Annotated in this window: 14 protein-coding genes; 11 read left to right on the top strand and 3 right to left on the bottom strand. The window is 38.8% G+C overall.

Annotated elements, in window-relative coordinates; genetic code table 11:
* Positions 1-9: 9 nt before the first annotated feature.
* Both FHG85_RS00845 and FHG85_RS00840 read right to left on the bottom strand, forming a co-directional pair.
* Complete coding sequence (locus tag FHG85_RS00845) at positions 10-324, bottom strand: DUF134 domain-containing protein (protein WP_173072388.1); 315 nt, start codon at positions 322-324, stop codon at positions 10-12.
* A 147-nt stretch (positions 325-471) separates the two neighbouring features.
* On the bottom strand, positions 472-1,734 hold the full coding sequence (locus tag FHG85_RS00840) for a phosphoglycerate kinase (protein WP_173072387.1): 1,263 nt from the start codon (positions 1,732-1,734) through the stop codon (positions 472-474).
* Between the two features lie 179 nt (positions 1,735-1,913).
* Here FHG85_RS00840 and holB point away from each other — a divergent pair, with 179 nt between their 5' ends.
* The 6 genes from holB to FHG85_RS00810 all read left to right on the top strand — a co-directional run bounded on the left by holB (position 1,914) and on the right by FHG85_RS00810 (position 6,826).
* Positions 1,914-3,053 (top strand): DNA polymerase III subunit delta', encoded by a 1,140-nt coding sequence (gene holB / locus FHG85_RS00835; protein ID WP_173072386.1) that lies wholly within the window; start codon positions 1,914-1,916, stop codon positions 3,051-3,053.
* 57 nt (positions 3,054-3,110) lie between these two features.
* Complete coding sequence (locus tag FHG85_RS00830; RefSeq protein WP_173072385.1) at positions 3,111-4,277, top strand: PSP1 domain-containing protein; 1,167 nt, start codon at positions 3,111-3,113, stop codon at positions 4,275-4,277.
* Positions 4,264-4,740 (top strand): gliding motility lipoprotein GldH, encoded by a 477-nt coding sequence (locus FHG85_RS00825; RefSeq protein WP_173072384.1) that lies wholly within the window; start codon positions 4,264-4,266, stop codon positions 4,738-4,740. The genes FHG85_RS00830 and FHG85_RS00825 overlap by 14 nt, the downstream gene beginning before the upstream one ends.
* A 13-nt stretch (positions 4,741-4,753) precedes the next feature.
* Positions 4,754-5,455 carry a tRNA (guanosine(46)-N7)-methyltransferase TrmB gene (trmB, locus tag FHG85_RS00820; RefSeq protein ID WP_173072383.1) on the top strand — a complete coding sequence of 234 codons (702 nt, stop codon included), beginning with the start codon at positions 4,754-4,756 and terminating at the stop codon, positions 5,453-5,455.
* On the top strand, positions 5,436-5,783 hold the full coding sequence (locus tag FHG85_RS00815; protein WP_173072382.1) for an MGMT family protein: 348 nt from the start codon (positions 5,436-5,438) through the stop codon (positions 5,781-5,783). Before trmB ends, FHG85_RS00815 begins: the two co-directional genes overlap by 20 nt.
* A gap of 62 nt (positions 5,784-5,845) precedes the next feature.
* Entirely contained in the window at positions 5,846-6,826 is a 981-nt protein-coding gene (locus FHG85_RS00810; RefSeq protein WP_173072381.1) for a LuxE/PaaK family acyltransferase, read from the top strand.
* 177 nt (positions 6,827-7,003) lie between these two features.
* Here FHG85_RS00810 and FHG85_RS00805 read toward each other — a convergent pair whose 3' ends face one another.
* Complete coding sequence (locus tag FHG85_RS00805; RefSeq protein ID WP_246249240.1) at positions 7,004-8,152, bottom strand: C1 family peptidase; 1,149 nt, start codon at positions 8,150-8,152, stop codon at positions 7,004-7,006.
* Positions 8,153-8,711: 559 nt separating this feature from the next.
* Here FHG85_RS00805 and FHG85_RS00800 point away from each other — a divergent pair.
* The 5 genes from FHG85_RS00800 to FHG85_RS00780 are packed head-to-tail and all read left to right on the top strand — an operon-like array spanning position 8,712 to position 14,086.
* Entirely contained in the window at positions 8,712-10,340 is a 1,629-nt protein-coding gene (locus FHG85_RS00800; protein WP_173072380.1) for an OmpP1/FadL family transporter, read from the top strand.
* Positions 10,341-10,397: 57 nt separating this feature from the next.
* Positions 10,398-11,099 (top strand): hypothetical protein, encoded by a 702-nt coding sequence (locus tag FHG85_RS00795; RefSeq protein WP_173072379.1) that lies wholly within the window; start codon positions 10,398-10,400, stop codon positions 11,097-11,099.
* A 39-nt stretch (positions 11,100-11,138) separates the two neighbouring features.
* Positions 11,139-11,558: a BT0820 family HAD-type phosphatase gene (locus tag FHG85_RS00790; protein WP_173072378.1), complete on the top strand. Its 420-nt coding sequence runs from the start codon at positions 11,139-11,141 to the stop codon at positions 11,556-11,558.
* Between the two features lie 11 nt (positions 11,559-11,569).
* Positions 11,570-12,643 carry a glutaminyl-peptide cyclotransferase gene (locus FHG85_RS00785; RefSeq protein WP_173072377.1) on the top strand — a complete coding sequence of 358 codons (1,074 nt, stop codon included), beginning with the start codon at positions 11,570-11,572 and terminating at the stop codon, positions 12,641-12,643.
* Positions 12,644-14,086 carry a lyase family protein gene (locus FHG85_RS00780; protein WP_173072376.1) on the top strand — a complete coding sequence of 481 codons (1,443 nt, stop codon included), beginning with the start codon at positions 12,644-12,646 and terminating at the stop codon, positions 14,084-14,086. It abuts the gene before it with no gap.
* Position 14,087: the final 1 nt, after the last annotated feature.

The following is a 14,087-nucleotide window of genomic DNA, read 5'->3' as shown; positions in this document are numbered from 1 at the left end:
AACTTTTTGCTATTCATTTATCGTATCAACGCAACTTGTTTCACTGCTGTTGGTGTTAATTTTGATAGCCATGCCGTTAACTATTGCCGTGGCAACTTTTTTACGTGCCTGCTCCAGTATGCGCCCAAAGGTTTGTCGGGATACACCCATTTGTTTTGCTGCATCTTCATGGTAAAGGTCTTGCTGGTCGGCAAGCCTTATCGCCTCTAACTCATCGAGCTCGAGTTCAATAATACCAATTGAACACGTTGGCTTACCAGCGGGTTTAAAAAGCACTGTTTCTGGCGAATAGCAAATTTGTCTATGACATTTCTTTCTTGGCATATGCTCAAAATTATCAATGCAAATATAAGCATATGCTCAAAACAAATATTAGGATTAACTTTTTTTAATATCTAAAACGGCATGAAGCAAATAAAAAACCCTTCCAGGTAAAGGAAGGGCTTTATAAATCAGGAATAGTAATAGCTATTAACCACGTATAGCTTTAATACCAGGTAGCTCTTTACCTTCCATGTATTCCAACATGGCACCACCACCAGTTGAAACGTAAGAAATCTTATCGGCAAGCTTGTTTTTATTAACAGCAGCAACGGAATCGCCACCACCAACAAGACTAAAAGCACCTTTTTGAGTTGCCTCAGCAATTGCTTTAGCAATTTCGGAAGTGCCCTGAGCAAATTTTTCCATTTCAAAAACACCCATAGGACCATTCCAGAGGATTGTTTTGGAGTTAAGGATAACCTCTTTGAAGATTTTCACGGTTTCTGGTCCAATATCAAGTCCCATCCAGCCTGCTGGTGTTTGGTCAATCTTGCTAGAATTTGTGTTGGCATTTGCATCAAAAGCATCGGCGTTAATTGAGTCAACAGGAAGATATACATTCACACCTTTTGCCTTTGCCTTTTCAAGGAGTTCACGGGCTAACTCTAGCTTATCGTCCTCGCAAATTGAGTTACCTATTTGACCACCTTGAGCCTTTATGAAAGTATAAGTCATTCCACCACCAATAATGAGATTATCGACACGCTCAAGTAGGTTTTCAATGATAAGGATTTTATCAGAAACCTTGGCACCACCCATAATAGCGGTAAAAGGCTTTTCTGGTGCCTTTAGCACCTTGTCCATAGCTTTTAGCTCATTTTCTATCAGGTAGCCAAACATACTATTGCCTGGGAAATGCTCAGCAATCAGAGCAGTAGAAGCATGCGCACGATGGGCAGTTCCAAAAGCATCGTTTACGTAGCAATCTGCTAAGCTAGCCAATTTCTTAACAAACTCTTTCTGGCTCTCTTTTACCTTGGCCTTAGCTGCTTTCTTCATTTCGTCGGTTGCGTCCTCTGGAAGACTGTATGGTTTTCCTTCCTCCTCCTCATAAAAGCGCAGGTTCTCTAAAAGTAACACCTCCCCAGGTTTTAGATCTTGGGCAAGCTTTTTTGCCTCATCACCTACACAATCGGGAGCAAATTTTACACTCAAACCCAAGTTTTTTTCAATAGCAGGAATCACATGTTTAAGCGAGAACTTATCTTGTGGCTTACCATTTGGTCTTCCTAAATGCGACATTAAAATTGCGGATCCACCATCGGCTAAAATCTTTTTAATGGTAGGTAATGCACCACGAATACGAGTATCATCAGTTACCTCATAGGTTTCTTTATTAAGTGGTACATTAAAATCAACCCGAACAATCGCCTTCTTACCTTTAAAGTTGTAGTTATCAATGTTAATCATTTCTATAATTTTTTTGTTACATCACAAAAATACAAAATTTATAAGCAAATAGTTCTACTAACTACTAACATTTTAACGCAAACGATTGAAACAAAAGTGTTAGAGGGGCCTTATAAATCATAAGCAGATAGTAACATAAATTTATTATCTTTGAGTTATACTGGTAACTACAGAATGCTATGATTTTCAAAGATATAATTGGTCAAAAAGAGGTAAAAGAACGTTTGCTACTTCAAGTTAAGGAGAATAGAGTTCCTCACGCCATGCTTCTATCTGGCTCACCTGGTAGTGGTAAGTTAGCTTTAGCCATTGCATATGCTCAATACTTAATGTGCACCAATAAGCAGGAAAGCGACTCTTGCGGTGAGTGCCCTTCGTGTAAAAAGATCTCTAAGCTAATTCACCCCGATTTGCACTTTATTTATCCTGGTAAAGCTGGAAAAGAAAAATCGGGTTCTTCCGATGGATCAGAGGTTAATCCAGATATAATTAGTATTTGGCGGAATAAAGTATTAGAGAACCCTTACTTTAGCGAGAACGACTGGTATGAAGCCATTGACCTGAATAATAAACAAGGAATCATTAATGTAGCGTCAGCCTCCGAGGTTATTAGGAAACTTAGCCTGAAAAGCTATGAGAGTGATATTAAGGTGATGATAATTTGGCTGGCCGAACGAATGAATGTACAGGCAGCAAACAAGCTCCTAAAACTTATTGAGGAACCACCTGCAGGAACCTACTTCATCTTAATAACTGAGCATCCTAACCAAATTCTTAAAACAATACTTTCAAGAACTCAACAAATACATGTTCCTCCAATTACTAGAAGCGATATCGCAGTATATTTGACCGATAAGTATGGCATTGAACCTGGGAAAGCCAATGATGTATCCAGAGCATCGAATGGAAATTTCAACGAGGCTCTAAAGTTATTGAATCAAAACTCAGGTGAATACTTTGAACTCTACCGAAATATGATGCGCCTATGCTATGCAAATCGATATATTGAAATGCTTGACTGGGTAGATGAAGTTTCAAGACTTGGAAGAGAAGAGCAGAAGGACTTTTTGCAATACTCGCTTAAGTTAACACGAGAAAGTTTGATGCTAAATCTTGGTCTCGATAAAATTACATACTTGATTGGCGAAGAAGAGGAGTTTGGGAAAAAATTCTCCCCTTTCCTTTCAACTAAAAATGTTAATCAGGTTACCAAAACATTAAACCATGCCTTTGAGTGCATTTCTCAGAATGGTAATCCTCAAATTACATTCTCAAGTATGGTACTTAAACTCAGCAAGTTTATAAACCCAACAAAATAAAGATTATTTCTAATTCCGTTAAAATAAGTACCTTTGCAAGGTTAAGAGCAAATAGATATGGAGAAAATACATACCCCAAGGGGAACAGATATCAGTTTAAACGAAATAACCGATCATGGAACCTGCTCAAATTGCTGTTCAAAACTAGGTGTTTATGATTGGGTTCAGGACTTGCCCGATACCATGCAGGTGCATGATGTTATTGAGGTGCAGTTTAAAAACACCCGTAAAGGATTTTATAGAAATGTAAACAATATTACTCTAAAGAAAGGTGATATTGTTGCCGTTGAAGCATCCCCTGGGCACGATATTGGGGTTGTATCCCTTACTGGATGGCTGGTTGAGCGACAAATGAAACGTATGGGCATTGACCCTAAAACGGCTGAACTCAAAAAGGTATACCGTAGAGCTAAAAAGGCCGACATCGAAAAATGGGTTGAAGCCATGTCGCTTGAACACGACACCATGTTAAAATCACGCAAAATAGCCGAGGACCTTAAACTTGACATGAAAATAGGAGATGTTGAGTATCAAGGTGATAAAACTAAAGCAATTTTTTATTACATAGCAGATGAACGCGTTGATTTTAGAGAGCTTATAAAGGTTCTTGCAGATAGATTTAAGATAAGGGTTGAGATGAGGCAAATTGGTGCTAGGCAAGAAGCGGGTAGAATTGGTGGAATAGGAACATGTGGGCGTGAACTTTGCTGTTCGACATGGATTGCTCATTTTGAATCTGTTACCACAAACTCTGCTAAAGCACAGGAACTATCTCTTAATCCCCAAAAGTTGGCTGGACAATGTGGTAAGTTGAAGTGCTGCCTTAACTATGAGCTTGCCAGCTACCTTGATGCACGCAAAGAATTTCCCGAAGGGAACATTCAGCTGGAGACCAAAGATGCAACATACTATCACTTTAAAACAGATATTTTTAAACGCAGCATGTGGTTCGGCTCTCAACCCTCATCCTCGGTTAATCTTCTGGAAATCCCAGTTGATAGAGTAAACGAAATCATAGAGCTTAACAAACAAGGCATAAAGCCCGATACCCTTCTCGATTCTAGTTTGGCCCCAAAAACAGAAGTAATAGACATTGATTTTACCGATGGGCTTGAGGATGATAACAGCCTAACTCGCTTCGATAAGAAGCGCTCTAAACCTAAGTTGAAAAAGCGCAGAAAATCAAAAAATCAAAATAAATCGAATAGAAATGGAAAGCGTTAAACACTTCCTCTTTGTCACAATATTTTCAGTTTCATTGCTATCTTGCTCAGACAACTACGTATATAATGGTTACATTACACTTCCTAATGAAAGTTGGCATGTAGACAGTATAGCTCAGTTTAATGTACCCGTTTCTGATACGCTCACTTACTACAATTTATTCATCAACATCAGAAATACAACTGATTATCCATATCAGAACTTATACCTCTTCATCGACGTTAAAGCGCCTAACGGTTCTGCTATCCGCGACACATTTGAGTGTTTCCTTTCTGATGAACATGGTAACTGGTATGGGAAGGGTTCGGGTAGTCTGCGCGACAATAGGTTCTTGTACCGCAAAAATGTCCGGTTTGGGACTAGTGGCGAATACAAGGTATACTTACAGCAAGCCATGCGTGTTGATGAGCTAAAGGGTATTTCCGAAGTTGGTTTTAGGGTTGAACTTGGTGATAAAAATTAATATTTATTGAGTCGTGGGAAAGAATAAGCTTAAACGTTTTGCCGAAAACGAAACCTTTGAGAACTTAATACAACCATCATTTGACGAGGTTTTCAACACTGATTATCCGTTAAAAGGGAACTGGAATAAGCAGTTCTTTAAAAACCAAAATCCAATTATTCTTGAATTAGGCTGTGGAAAAGGAGAATATTCAGTTGGATTAGCACGTATGTTTCCAAATAAGAATTTTATAGGCATCGATATTAAAGGTGCACGATTATGGCGTGGTGCTAAAACAGCCTTAGAAGATGGTCTTAAAAATGTGGGATTCATAAGAACCCGAATTGACCATATTAAATCGTTCTTTGCTCCTAACGAAGTTGATGAAATTTGGGTAACTTTCCCCGACCCTCAACCACGCCCATCTAAGGCTACAAAGCGATTAACATCTAGCCGCTTTTTAAACTACTACGCAAATTTCTTAAAGCCTAATGGAGTTATCCATTTAAAAACCGACAACCAAATGCTTCACCAATACACAAAAGCTTTGGTGGAGCAAAATAACCTTAAGATGCATGTATGCACAAACGACCTTTACGCAGAAGTCTCCGATGATCCCATTTTAGGCATTAAAACCTTTTACGAACAACAATTCCTTGAACAGGGTTTACCAATTACCTATATAAAGTTTGAACTAAGTCACGGTGGTCCTTTCCATGAACCAATTATCGAATAAAAACGATAATTTTTTTGAAAGAGTATATGAGGTAACACGCCTAATACCCTTTGGAAGAGTAACCTCATATGGCGCAATAGCACGCTATTTAGGTTCCGCACGCTCTGCTCGAATGGTTGGATGGGCTCTTAATTCAAGTGTAAACCAAAAAGAATGGGTGCCGGCCCATAGAGTAGTAAATAGGAACGGACTGTTAACTGGAAAAATTCATTTCCCTGGCCAAAACACCATGAAAGAACTACTCGAATCGGAAGGGATTAAAGTTGAGAATAATCGGGTTGTAAATTTTGAAGAACTTTTCTGGGATCCAAACGTTGAATTGGGCTAACTACTTTCCCTCAGGAAATAATTCTCTTGCTTTTCGTTTAACACCTTTAAATTCTTTAGACTATGAATGCTGACAAAATATTTACAATAAGTTCCACTGATGATTTTGAAAACCAAGCCATTGAAATATTCAATTTTCAATATCAACATGTAGAGGTTTATAGAAGGTATGTAGATTTACTTAAAATAGCCCCCAAAACAGTTGACAGTATTTCTAAAATCCCCTTTTTACCCATTCAATTTTTTAAAAGTCAAAAGGTTATAGCGAGTGGTTATACTGAAGAGATAGTTTTCACAAGTAGCGGTACAACAGGTTCAGAAACAAGCCGACATTACGTTGCAAGCACCGAACTATATAAAAAAAGCTATTTAAACGGGTTCCAACACTTTTACGGGGATGTTGAGGAGTTCTGTATCTTAGCCTTGCTTCCTGCCTACCTCGAAAGGACTGGCTCATCGCTTGTCTACATGGTAGATGGTCTTATTAAGCAATCGGGAAATGAGAATGGAGGCTTTTACCTCAACCAGCATGACGAACTTATTGAGAAGCTAAAAGCTCTTGATGGGGCTGGTCAAAAGTGTATTCTAATAGGTGTTTCATTTGCTCTACTTGAATTGGCCGAGAAATATAATCTTAATCTTCAGAATACCATTGTTATGGAAACTGGAGGTATGAAAGGACGGAGAAAAGAGATTATACGCTCCGAGCTGCACGAGATTCTTACCAAAGCATTTGGCTTAAAAAGCATCCACTCAGAATATGGCATGACAGAGCTTCTCTCCCAAGCCTACTCAAAGGGAGATGGGATTTTCCAATGCCCACCATGGATGCGAATTTTAATACGAGAAACCAACGACCCGCTTTCTATTGCCCCAATAGGGGCATCGGGTGGAATCAACATTATTGATTTGGCAAACGTGTACTCCTGCTCATTTATCCAAACACAAGACCTTGGACGTTTACATCCTGATGGCTCATTTGAGGTTCTTGGCAGAATGGATACTGCACCAATAAGAGGATGCAACCTGTTGATTTACGAATAGGTTAACTTCTTTTAGCCTAAGATTCTCAAGAGACTAATGCAACCTTTTAAACCAAATAACCTGAAATGATAAAGCGAGATATCTATACATAGGTTAGACATCTCGCTTTATTTAAAAAAATATTATGATCAAGGTATTTCCTAAAATCGTTAAATGATATAAAAGATACCTACATCCTTAAATTCCTAGTTTCTTAGCAATATTTTTGGGAATAGCATCACGGTGAACCATAATGGCAATAGTTTTCATACGAACATACGATTCCGACATATAAAGGTAACCATTATAAACTCCATCGGCACCCCAGCTATTTTTGGTTTTAAAATAGGTTGTTCCATTCTGGTCGGTTGCAATACCAGTCAGGTGCATTAAATGGTCATCGGTAGTGGTTAAATTATCAAAGTTTTGCTGGCGATTCTCCTGGTTAACAGAAACTTCTGGCACTGGACTATTAAAACTTTTAAGCATATCCTTTAAATCCTTATCTGTCAATCCCACCCATTGCGCCTTGTCGGACCCAGCAATCTCATTGGTTTTTGTAACAGGTAGAAGGGCTACCCCATTTTTATAGGAAAAACTCTTTTCACTAACATCACCATCCCAGCACACAGAATATCCATTGTTTAAAGCATATGAGATTACCTCCATTAACTCGTCAAGTGGTAGGTTATAGTAGAAATCATGCGACCAGTTGTCGGGAATTTCAAGCATTACATTCTGATAAAAAGGCAAATGGGAAAATGAGGTAAGCTCAACATAATCATCCGGGTTAAATTTTACACTTGCTAGTTCTGACTTGGAGGGGTCTGGAGCAACACCAAGATATGCATCTAGAATACCCTTGAAAGCATTAAACCAGGCAGTTGTTAGCTTCCTGTTAGGATTTTTAACCACAGCATCTAAAAAGCCCTTAAGGGCTTCCACCATCTCACCATGAACATGAGACTCTTCACCATAGTTTAATCCAGGATATTCCGCTTCTGTTACCATTCCATGCTCCCTAATTACATTCATAACATCGTGTGCCTGACCTCCCTGTCCAAAATTATTTGTACCATGGAATCGAACATAATCTTTCGCTTTTTGCTCATAAGCATATCTAACGAAGTACATCTCAGAAATATCGTAAACAGGGTTTCCCATTCTGATTAACTCCGTTTCGATAAACGAAGTTGTTGCAAAGCTCCAACAGGTCCCGGTTCTATTTTGGTCCTTAACCGGTGAGGTTGTTATATCAACTTTACTGTTAAACTTAAACCCTTCGACCTGTGCGAATGCCATTGCTGCAATCAACATGGCAACGAAAAAAGTAAGTAATCTGTTCATAGCATCAATTTTTATATGTTGTTGTATTAGTTTTGATTGTAAACAATGATATAATGCTAATTTTTTAGCAATATAAAAAAAGAAAGCATGTTAAACATTCAATAATGCGTAATAATTTCCAAAAGGCTGTAAAATTGAATTTAATTCAATAATTACTTATATTAGTACCGAATATTTACTTATTTTGATGCGAAGAGCAAGAGTCTATTTGGCAATTATTGCATACTTTACTTTGGTAAAGCGGTTTATTATTAGTAGGCCACTCTACCAGAAAGTTATTCGCATCAGAAAAAGACTCGGTATAAATTCCACCTCTAAAAACAAAAGGGGAGCAAGAATCCTTTCTAACGGATTTGATCTTTTTCATGCAGGAGGCACTCACCTTAATGTTGGCCTTGAACAAGGTTTTCTTTTTCAGTTTCTCAGAAATTGATAACAATTGAGCTGCACTAAATGCAGTTTTTCTTCATCCAACAACTGAACACATGTTTTAAAAATGTGTTTTACGCAAACGCTCTATTAAAAACGCAACCTTTTCTATAATCAAAATAATTTTAGTATGAGAAAACAACTACTTACCATTATTGCAACCGGATTTACCACATGGGTAATGGCCGGTGGTATTGTTACAAACACAAACCAGAGTGCAACCTACATTCGCATGCTGGCTCGCGATGCTTCTACAAGTATTGATGCTGTGTACTTTAATCCAGCAGGTATGGTAAAATTAGATGATGGATTTCATCTTTACCTTAGCAACCAGTCGTTATTTCAAAAGAAAACAATTGAAAACAAGTTCCCTCTGCTTAACGATGATAAGTATGTAGGTGACGTTGCTGCCCCATTATTCCCAAACTTCTATGCTGTGTATAAAAAGGATAAGCTAGCATTAGGTTTTGGCTTCCAACCAAATGGTGGAGGAGGTTCGGCAACCTATAACACGGGTCTTCCTAGTTTTGAGATTCCTATATCAATCATTCCTCCACTGCTCACCTCCAACGGAATACCTACCGATAAATACTCTGCCGACATCTATTTCGATGGCTCAAGCGTATTTTGGGGTGCTCAGCTAAATGCCAGCTATGCCATTAGCGATATGATCTCACTATCAGCTGGTTTCAGGTATATCTTTGCTAAGAATACATATAACGGCTACCTTAAGAATATTCTTATCAACCCAAATCAACCCGCATTTGGTGCTAATTATAATGGTGTAAACATGGTGTCTGCACCTCAATTCTTTACCGATGCTGCTGCAACGCTAAATGCATGGTCTGCTGGTGCTTCTGCATACTACACTGGGCTTGACCCAATTGTACAAGGAGGAGGTGGCTCAACCTTACTTTCCAATGGAACATCAGCAGGATTGACTTCGCAGCAGATTGCAGAGATACAAGGATTGCTTGTTGCTGCAGGAGTAGACCCAGCAGCACTTTCTTCTATTGACATTGCAACTGCACAAACAACCCTTGGGGGGGCTGCTCCCGTTTTTGCTAGCAATGCAACCCAAATGACCGGATATGCAGGATTGACAGCTGATAAAGAAGTAGACGCCATACAAACAGGAACCGGATTTGCCCCAATCCTTGGCGTAAATCTTACTTTTGGTGAAAAACTAAACGTTGGAATCAAATACGAGTTCCGCACCTCGCTAACTCTTACCAATGATACAAAAGTTGATGGCACTGGCCTATTCCCCGATGGCGGTAAGCTACGTTACGATATACCCGCCATGCTAACAGGTGGGTTTGAATATAAGGCACTTGAGAACCTAAGAGTTGCCGGTGGCTTCCATTACTACTTCGATAAAGATGCGGTAATTGAAAGCGCTCCTGGTGTTAAAAAAGAGATAGATGGTAACCTATACGAGTTTGCTGCCGGTTTAGAGTACGATATAACTGAAAAGATTCTCATTTCGGCAGGCTATCTTTATGCCAAAACAGGTGTTGGCAAAGGTTACCAAACCGACCTTACACATAGCTTAACCTCAAATACTGTTGGATTTGGAGCCATGTTTAAGGTTAATGAAAACCTTGCCCTTGAACTTGGGACTCTTTATACCATGTATAACCCTGACTCAAAATATATCGACTACTCCTCTTACGGAATACCTGGAATTACCGAAGCAAAAGAGATTTACTCCAGAACAAACATTGGCTTTGCCATTGGTGCTGCCTACAAGTTTTAAAAACATAAAAAAATAGCTTACATTAGGGGTTGAAAATCAACCCCTAATTTTTTTATCATGCGATTCATTCTACTTACTATTATATCATTTGTAGCGTGGAATAACGTTCTTGCACAAGAAATTATCCAGAACCCATTCTCGGCTGAACTGTCCCATCCAGAACTCAATGTTGACCAAATAGCCCTTTATCCAGACTCAACGGTTATCAACTTTACTGTAATTAACAATGCCGATAAAGGTGGCTGGTTTTGTGCCGATAAAAATATCTACATTGAAGTTCCTGAAACAAAAAAACGATACTATAGAACTAGTTCAAGAGATATTCCTACATGTCCATCTGTCCATAACTTCTCAAAAAAGGGCGAAAAACTATCCTTTACACTTGTTTTCCCTTCCATTCCCCAAAATCTTCATACAATTAATATAATTGAGGATTGTAACAAAGCCTGTTTCTTTTTCAAGGGCCTAATTTTAAGTAATAAGCTAAACAACGATATTCGAACCTACGATCAAGCAATGAAGTGTTATGCTAAAAACAATTTTGAATGTGCGATTGACCTTTTTACCAAGGTATTGGACACAATTCCAAAAAAACCAACCCATGTTTACGGGTATGCTTTTTACCATTTAATTATGATTCATAATCAGAAAGGCGATAAACTTGCTGCAAACTTTTGGCTCTCTAAACTTAAAGAATCCACACTTCCAAATAAAGAATACTTCATCGATATGGCAAAACGCGACGCGGGAATAAAATAATGCGGCCTATTCCTTATCTTTGTAAATAAAATTAAAATTATGCTTAGGGTAGCTGTTGATTTTGATGGGACAATTGTAGAAAATGAATACCCTGCAATGGGTAAACCATTGCTTTTTGCCTTTGAAACCCTTAAGGAGCTCCAAAAACGTGGTTTTGTGCTTATACTGTGGACCGTTAGAACTGGAAAACTACTGGATGAAGCGGTTGAACTGTGCAAGCAAAATGGGGTTGAATTCTATGCTATTAATAGCAACCATCCTGAGGAGGTTTTTGATACTGATACCCCAAGGAAACTTGATGTTGATGTTTTTATAGATGATAGAAACCTTGGCGGTTTCCCTGGTTGGGATAAGGTTTTTCAAACACTTTGCCCCAACGAACCTGTTCAAATAGCTCAAAAAAAGGTTCTAAGTAGATATAAAAGGAAAGGTTTTATTCGTAGACTTTTGGGTATTTAAATCACATGACCATGAATAAAATTATCATTCTAACCCTATTTTTAGCTGCCTCATGCACTACAAACACCAGCAAAGAGAAAAATAATACTACCAGCACACCTGCCTCCAAACCGTTGCAGCTAATCCGATTTGATAGTCCAACAAGTGGCGATGTTTTTACAGCTGGTCAGGATATTAAAATAGACCTAGCGCTAATCGATACCATCCAACCCGATTCAATTGTGCTTTTTAAAAACAACACCCGATGGCTTAAAACCAATAAACTCTCCGTTACCCTTAAAACAGAGAAAGGACACCCAGGCACTCTAATGGTAAATGCCATAGCATGGAAAAATGGTCGCAGTCAAAGCGCTTCTATTTCATTAAAGCTCAAATCCGATATCACCCCACAGGAATACACTTATAAAGTTATAAAAACATACCCACACGACCCAAATGCCTACACTCAAGGGTTAATCTTTCACAATGGATTTTTATACGAAGGAACTGGCCAACAAGGGGCATCAACACTTAGGAAGGTAGAATTAGAAACTGGGAAAGTTATTCAAAGCTTGAACCTTAGCCGCGAATATTTTGGAGAGGGGATTGCAATGCTCAACGATAAAATTTATCAGCTAACCTGGACAAATGGGGTTGGATTTGTTTATGATGCAGCAACTTTTAAAACTCTTCACACATTTGGTTACTCAACGCAAGGTTGGGGGCTAACAACAAATGGTAACGAGCTAATTATGAGCGATGGGTCACACATAATATATTTCATGGAACCCAATGGTTTTAGCGAAACTCACCGTATTGAAGTGTATGATGACAATGGACCCGTAAAAATGCTCAATGAGCTGGAATATATCAACGGTAAAATTTATGCAAATATCTATCTAACTGATGACATTATTATCATAAACCCTGAATCGGGTGCTGTTGAAGGAAGGATTGATATGCGAAACCTGCTAAAGCCAAACCAACGCACTGGTAATGAAGATGTACTGAATGGAATTGCATACGACCCAGAAAACAACCGCATATTTGTAACAGGGAAACTCTGGAGCAAACTTTTTCAAGTTGAATTTATAAAAAAGGAATAAATGTCAACTCGTACCGAAACCGACTACTTGGGTCATCTACAAATCCCATCAGATGCACTCTATGGAATACATTCCGCTAGAGCCAAAGAGAATTTTCCTGACTCTACTCCTTTCCATATAGAATGGTACCAAGCAATGGGTTTGGTAAAACAGGCATGCTACCTGACCTATGCCGAAATGGTTCAAGCACTAAAAGAAGAAAATCTTCTTCCTAAAGAATATTCTTTTATACCCAACACCATTATTGATGCCCTATCTCGTGCAGCTGGTGAGGTACACACAGGAAAATACTTCGACCACTTTATAGTTCCTGCCATACAAGGTGGCGCAGGAACAAGCATCAATATGAATGTAAATGAGATAATTACTAACGCAGCACTTATCCACCTTAATCATAAACCAGGCGATTATCAGGTTATCGACCCCATTGAACACGCCAATATCTACCAAAGCACTAACGATACCGTTCCAACCGCCCTCAGAATAGCCGTAGTCCGTTTGCTTACTCTTTTAGAAGAACTTATCAACAATACACGCCATTCGGTTGAGAGTATCGAAAAGGAACATAGGAACTCGCTTCGGATAGGATACACTCAGCTACAAGCTGCAGTCCCATCATCTTATGGGCAACTATTTAGCACATACAGCGAAGCATTATCGCGAGATTGGTGGCGAGTATCGAAATGTTTTGAGCGCATAAAAGTGGTAAACCTTGGCGGTGGTGCAATTGGCACAGCAATTGGCACGCCACGCTACTTTGTGATGGAGGTAGTTAAACATTTGCAAAGGCTTACGGGTTTTCCCTTTACCCGAAGCGAGAATCTAAACGATGCTACCGCCAATCTTGACCCATTTGTAGAGGTTCATGCCATTCTAAAAGCCCATGCGGTGAACCTCGAGAAAATGGCCTCGGATATTCGTCTATTAGCTTCCGACTTAACAGGAAACCACCTACAAATTCCTAAGCGGCAAGTTGGTAGCTCAATTATGCCAGGCAAGGTTAATCCAGTAATATCGGAATTTGTTGTAAGCGTAGCCCATAAAGTTTACTCCAATGATATGCTTATTTCAAACCTTGCCGGACAAGGCGCTCTCGACCTAAATGCTTACCTTCCTGCTATTGGTCATGCTATGATTGAATCTATTAAACTGCTAATTGCTGCAAATCAAAGTTTTGCCCAATATCTGCTTAATGGAATTGAAATTGATGTTGATAAATCTGCTTCACAACTTATGTTTAACCCATCTATAACTACTGCACTGCTACCCCTTATAGGATTTAATAAAGCTGCCATATTGGCTCAGGAAATGCGAAAAAGGAAAATCGATATATTTGAAGCAAATAGGAGTCTCAAAATTATAGATGATGACAATCTTAATAAAATTGTTAAACCAAATAACCTGTTGAAACTAGGATTCTCATTTCATGATCTTATTGAATAGC

It is taken from the genome of Tenuifilum thalassicum, from assembly GCF_013265555.1.
Lineage (GTDB): Bacteria > Bacteroidota > Bacteroidia > Bacteroidales > Tenuifilaceae > Tenuifilum > Tenuifilum thalassicum.
Note: the sequence above shows the minus strand (reverse complement) of the source record. Positions and strands in the feature narration are given on the sequence as shown.

What these genes read in the sequence shown, in the direction of transcription:
- FHG85_RS00790 (WP_173072378.1), top strand. Translation starts at nt 11,139, where the DNA reads ATGCTTAGGGTAGCTGTTGATTTTGATGGGACAATTGTAGAAAATGAA.
- FHG85_RS00795 (WP_173072379.1), top strand. Translation starts at nt 10,398, where the DNA reads ATGCGATTCATTCTACTTACTATTATATCATTTGTAGCGTGGAATAAC.
- FHG85_RS00840 (WP_173072387.1), bottom strand. Translation starts at nt 1,734, where the DNA reads ATGATTAACATTGATAACTACAACTTTAAAGGTAAGAAGGCGATTGTT.
- FHG85_RS00805 (WP_246249240.1), bottom strand. Translation starts at nt 8,152, where the DNA reads ATGAACAGATTACTTACTTTTTTCGTTGCCATGTTGATTGCAGCAATG.
- FHG85_RS00780 (WP_173072376.1), top strand. Translation starts at nt 12,644, where the DNA reads ATGTCAACTCGTACCGAAACCGACTACTTGGGTCATCTACAAATCCCA.
- FHG85_RS00800 (WP_173072380.1), top strand. Translation starts at nt 8,712, where the DNA reads ATGAGAAAACAACTACTTACCATTATTGCAACCGGATTTACCACATGG.
- FHG85_RS00815 (WP_173072382.1), top strand. Translation starts at nt 5,436, where the DNA reads ATGAACCAATTATCGAATAAAAACGATAATTTTTTTGAAAGAGTATAT.
- FHG85_RS00810 (WP_173072381.1), top strand. Translation starts at nt 5,846, where the DNA reads ATGAATGCTGACAAAATATTTACAATAAGTTCCACTGATGATTTTGAA.
- FHG85_RS00785 (WP_173072377.1), top strand. Translation starts at nt 11,570, where the DNA reads ATGAATAAAATTATCATTCTAACCCTATTTTTAGCTGCCTCATGCACT.
- FHG85_RS00845 (WP_173072388.1), bottom strand. Translation starts at nt 324, where the DNA reads ATGCCAAGAAAGAAATGTCATAGACAAATTTGCTATTCGCCAGAAACA.
- holB (WP_173072386.1), top strand. Translation starts at nt 1,914, where the DNA reads ATGATTTTCAAAGATATAATTGGTCAAAAAGAGGTAAAAGAACGTTTG.
- FHG85_RS00825 (WP_173072384.1), top strand. Translation starts at nt 4,264, where the DNA reads ATGGAAAGCGTTAAACACTTCCTCTTTGTCACAATATTTTCAGTTTCA.
- FHG85_RS00830 (WP_173072385.1), top strand. Translation starts at nt 3,111, where the DNA reads ATGGAGAAAATACATACCCCAAGGGGAACAGATATCAGTTTAAACGAA.